Source organism: Myxococcus sp. CA039A, from assembly GCF_013336645.1.
GTDB classification, from domain to species: Bacteria; Myxococcota; Myxococcia; order Myxococcales; family Myxococcaceae; genus Myxococcus; species Myxococcus llanfairpwllgwyngyllgogerychwyrndrobwllllantysiliogogogochensis.
This window is the reverse complement of record NZ_JABUMQ010000521.1, coordinates 1-4,603: the sequence shown is the minus strand read 5'-3', so window position 1 is coordinate 4,603 and position 4,603 is coordinate 1. Positions and strand designations below refer to the sequence as shown.

Genomic DNA, 4,603 nt, shown 5'->3' with positions numbered 1-4,603 from the left:
TCCTGGCACTGCTCGGAGGAACCCTCGTGGGGGACTGCGCGTTCATCGACGAGGATTGCGCCCTCCCCATCGTCGCGGGCTTCGCGGGCATGGCGCTGGGCTCGGCGATGGGGACCTACGCGGCCGGAAGCGTGATGAGGGGGCGCGGGTCGCTCCTGGCGACCGTGGTGGGCGGGCTGGCGGGCACTGGCGCGGGCGCGCTGGGGTTCTTCGCCAACGAAGGGGCAGACGCCTTCGGAATCATCACCCTCCTGGCCCTTCCTCCCATCGGCGCCATGCTGGGTTATGAGCTCTCCCGCTCAGAGCCGCCCGCGGTGTCTCGCTTTTCCCAGGCACGCAACCAGGGTGCGCCGCTGCCCGCGTTCACCTTCCGGGTGACGCCTCACGGCGGGCTGATGGGTGGAGTCGCTGGCAGGTTCTAGCGAGGCTGAGACCACCGGTCACTTGCGTCGGCCAGCTGGCGTTCGGCTATCGTGGCCTCGCCAGTCATGCGCGGACTCGGGCCACTCGCGCATGTCATTCCTGGCCATTCCCACACCCCACCCTGAAGTGAAGTGCCCGGCCGGGCGCACGAGCTTTGGGTGTCTGCCATGACCGCGCGTCTCCCAACGCTGTTCGTCGTCGCGTTGCTGTCCTTCACGTCCTTCGCCCAGGAAGGCCTAGTCCCCCTCCCCTCACCTCGGCGAATGAAGACAACCCGAGCGGCGTGCGAGGCGCCTCCACGCCCATGGACACCCGCGTCCGACTCGCGGGGACGCTTCTGGGCGGCGCCGCGGGTGGAACCATTGGCGGGCTCTTCTCCATGGGCAGGCTCACGAGCTGCGGCTCCTTCCCCGCCACCATCCACTGCGGACAAAGCCTGGTTCCCATCTTCATCGGCATGGCTGGCGGCTCGGGCATCGGGGTCTTCGCCACGGGCCGGGCCCTCGGGAGCAACGGCGACTTCGCGCTCAGCGTGCTGGGCGGCGGGCTCGGCACGGTGGTCGTGGCCCTGATGACGGGGGACAACGCGCCGGGCGAACCGCTTGTGACGGAGGGAGGCACGCACATCGTGCTCAGCCTGCTGATTCCCACCGTGGGCGCGCTCCTGCTCAACGAGCTGTCGCACCGATTCAGCGGGGGTGGGCTCTCCGCGCGAAGTCCGCGGCGAGACGAGGGGCTCCTGGTCGCCCCCACCGTGGGCGCGTCGAGGGATGGCGGCTTCGCGGGGCTCGTCGGCCGGTTCTGATTCGACCCATACCCCCCGGAGAAAGCGTGGCATCGCGGCGTGAGCGCGCACCGTCAGTCGGTGCACGCTCCGGCGTCCATGAGCGCGCCCTCGGAAGGCTGGATTCAGCACGGGGGCAGCATCCATCAACCGTCAATCCGAGGGGGATTGTCTTGTCATTGATTCCAACTCAAGCTCCACGAAGCCTGGCTTTCGTCGTCATGCTGGCACTGCTGGCCACGGGCACCCAGGCAGCCGCCGCGAGGACCCCGCCACCGCCCCTGATTCTCGGTAGCAGCCAGTCCCAGTCCGTCGTGCCCTCGCGCGGCACCGCGCGGTTGGTGGTGAGGGCACGTGATCCCCAGGGCGGTCGAATCAACTTCACCTGGACCGCCAGCATGGGAGAGCTGAGCACCCAGCTGAACGGCGAGGACAGCAGCGAAATCACCTGGACCGCCCCGGACTGCATCATCCCCGGCAGCGCCCCCGTGAAGGTCACCGTCACCAACGCACAGGGCCTCTCCTCCGAAGTGGACTTCTCCTTCCATGTGGGCCCCACCCTCAACGACGACCACCAGCCCCCTTTCGCGGAAGGCCAGTTCCAGTCTCTCGACAACGTGTCCCTCCTATCGAACTCGGCGCTGAATTATCCGGAGCCGCTCCTCTCCGTCTTCGGCGGCGAAAGAATGATGTTCGCCTCGGACGTCGAGCTGTCCCTGTCCTTCCTGAGCACCGACGCCCTGGCATCCCATTCGCTGGGCTGGATGTACTACGACGACCTCATCGCGCGCGGCTATGTCGACACCCGCGGGACCCCCGAATACTCCGGCGACGACTTCCTGAGCGACGCCAACAACAACGGCATCACCGACCTCCACGAGGACATCTACAACCTCGCGCCTCCGTCCGGCTTCCATGCATCACGGCCCTACATCGGCACGACTCGCCGGTGCTCCCAACCCTTCCTCTCGGTCAATGGCTTCCTCAGCCAGCCGGAACTGGCGATGGACAGAACCTGCAACCCGGTCTTCTCGCCCGATGTCCTGCTCGCGGACGCCCGACCGGGACAGACAAACAACCTCATCCCCGTGGATGTCGTCGGCGCACTCGCTGTCGCGCAGACTCCAGCCACCGGTTTCTCGGACGGAGGCCTCTTCGCGCGCATCCCCAATCTGCTCGAGCCCGCGGCGCCCGCGAATGCCAACATGGGACTCGGGCATCTGGCCTTCCTGTTGACTGACGATGACTCCAACAGGACCACCTTCAAGCAACTGGGCCCGGTCCAAGACCGGAGCGAGTTCTTCGAGGACGGCCTTCCCGACTACGACACCTCCGCGTACACGCCGGACGGAGTGCTTCGGACCACCAACCCGGACCCTGGCATCACTCCGGCCGACCGCACCGTGAAGCTGGGGCGCATCCAGGCGGGACGGGAGATCGTCTTCTTCCTCATCACCTATTACGACGCCACCCACGACCCGAACGGTGACGGCACGGTGTATCCCTGCCTGATGAAGGCGATAGATGGCCGGTGCAGCCTGCACCTGAAGACCTCCACGTCCGTCTTCTTCTCGAAGCCGGGTTGGAACCTGGATCAGGATGCCCGCGGAACCTCTCCGGTGGCCCAGTACAACCTGGGTTGTGCGCGTGACCCGCGCTGCAATCCCATCAGGCCCATGGACTACACCTGCCCCGATACCTCCACCAGCCAGCCGCTCTGTGGTTGGCTCCAAGAGACCTCCCACAACCTGCTCGGGACGCCCGCCTATGGAAACCTCGTCCTGCCGAAGGCGCGAAGCTGGGTGCCCAAGGTCAGCAACGGCAACATGCCGCACTTCCAGGTGCAAGCGGTGACCACGAGCCCGGGCAACTGGATCCTCGGCATCGAGGACCTCAACGGAGGAGGCGATCGGGACTTCACGAACGTGGTGCTCCTCCTTCAGGCCACTCGCGTGCCAGGCAACGTCCGCTCCAACGTCATCAGCCCCGCCCTGGATGGCCAGTGCGCCATCTCCCGCCTGCGCGTTCGCAAGACCGACTGGGCTCCCCTGGAGTGCCAGCAATCAGCGAGCACCTTCGGCATCACGTACGCCGTCGCCTCGGACTGCAACGTGTGCGCGAATGGGAGCTGCCAGACGAATCCCGCGCCCACCTGGTTGAATGTGCCCTTCGAGCCCGGACAGAACGAAGCCGTGATGAGCCTTCCGCCGTCCGGAGGTTCTCAGCTCTGCTGGAAGGCCCGGCTCACCCACCCGAATTTCTGGTGTCCGTTGGTTATCTCCAACGTGGACATCGGCTACGAGCTGGGCTTCACGCCCCTGAGTCCAGTCCCCGCGACGCACTGACGCTCGGCGACGAGTCCCTTCGTGACGGGGACTCGTCGTCCGTCAGGGCTTCGACTCCGCCACGGAGGAGTCCGCCGGCGTCAGCTCGGAATAGACGCCGTCCTTGAGCTGGTAGCGCGTCTGGGCCTTCGTCGTCAGCACATTGCCGGACTCATCCTCCTGCTCATCGGTCCTCACCATCGTGAGTTCCTTCTTCCGCGCCTGGAAGGAGACCTCGTATCGGGAGACACCGGGAGCCTCCGACACGCCCTCCAGCAACAGCGCCAGCTTCGCCGTGCCCAGGACACCCTTCTTGTTCCCTGGCACGGTGTAGCTCACGTACGTGGTGCTGTATTCGCCACACTCCTCGGGGGTGGAGTCCACCCGCAGCAGGACGACTCCCGCGGTCTTCGAGGGAACGAGTGTCACCGCCGCCGGTCCGCCACTGACCTGGCGCCAGTTCTCCCCCGCGGGCCTGGCGTCCACGCTGCTGACTCGGAAGGGAGGCTTCAGCTTCGGCTCCAGGACCCGGACGCGAATCTTGAAGTCCCCACTCATCACCACCGTGGCGACCTCCTTCTCTCCGTCCCCGTCGAAGTCCTCCTCGAACCGGAAGGGCGTCAGCGTGTTGCCGAAGAGCCAGCCCCGCAAGACCGAGTCGTCCGCCTTCTCCGCGGTGCCCTTCGTGTCCACATGCTCCACCGAGTACCAGTGGTTGACGTACTCCCCCACCTTCAGACGCGCCGTGCCACGCTCCTGCACTCGCACGGCCGCGCCCAGGGGCAGCACGGCGACCACCGCCGCCTCCGTCGAGGGCTCCTTCCGGAGGTTCGCCTCATCCACCCCCACGAACAATGTCTCCAGTTCGCAGGACGGCTCCCAGGTCGTGAAGGCGAATTGCTCCGGCGTGCGCTGCTGCCCCTCCTTCACCTTTTCGGCGGTGTAGTGGAGCGAGGGCGCGGACGTCTGCGTCAGGAGCAACGACAGCCACAAGCCGGGAAACATGCGGAACCATCCCTGGTGGGAACAACCCGCGCCCTTTCTCCAACACCCCCTCCCCCCGAAGCAAGGC

3 protein-coding genes and 1 pseudogene are annotated in these 4,603 nt (G+C 66.5%); 3 read left to right on the top strand and 1 reads right to left on the bottom strand.

Features of this window, described 5'->3' with window-relative positions; all coding sequences use genetic code 11:
* From HR086_RS44860 to HR086_RS44850, 3 genes and pseudogenes are all read left to right on the top strand, one after another.
* A pseudogene (locus HR086_RS44860) lies at positions 1–422 on the top strand (hypothetical protein); the annotation flags it as partial.
* 305 nt (positions 423–727) lie between these two features.
* Complete coding sequence (locus HR086_RS44855) at positions 728–1,228, top strand: hypothetical protein (RefSeq protein ID WP_174462582.1); 501 nt, start codon at positions 728–730, stop codon at positions 1,226–1,228.
* Positions 1,229–1,428: 200 nt separating this feature from the next.
* Positions 1,429–3,552 carry a DUF4114 domain-containing protein gene (locus HR086_RS44850; RefSeq protein WP_174468716.1) on the top strand — a complete coding sequence of 708 codons (2,124 nt, stop codon included), beginning with the start codon at positions 1,429–1,431 and terminating at the stop codon, positions 3,550–3,552.
* A gap of 42 nt (positions 3,553–3,594) precedes the next feature.
* Here HR086_RS44850 and HR086_RS44845 read toward each other — a convergent pair whose 3' ends face one another.
* Positions 3,595–4,536: an SH3 domain-containing protein gene (locus tag HR086_RS44845; RefSeq protein WP_174468715.1), complete on the bottom strand. Its 942-nt coding sequence runs from the start codon at positions 4,534–4,536 to the stop codon at positions 3,595–3,597.
* Positions 4,537–4,603 lie beyond the last annotated feature (67 nt).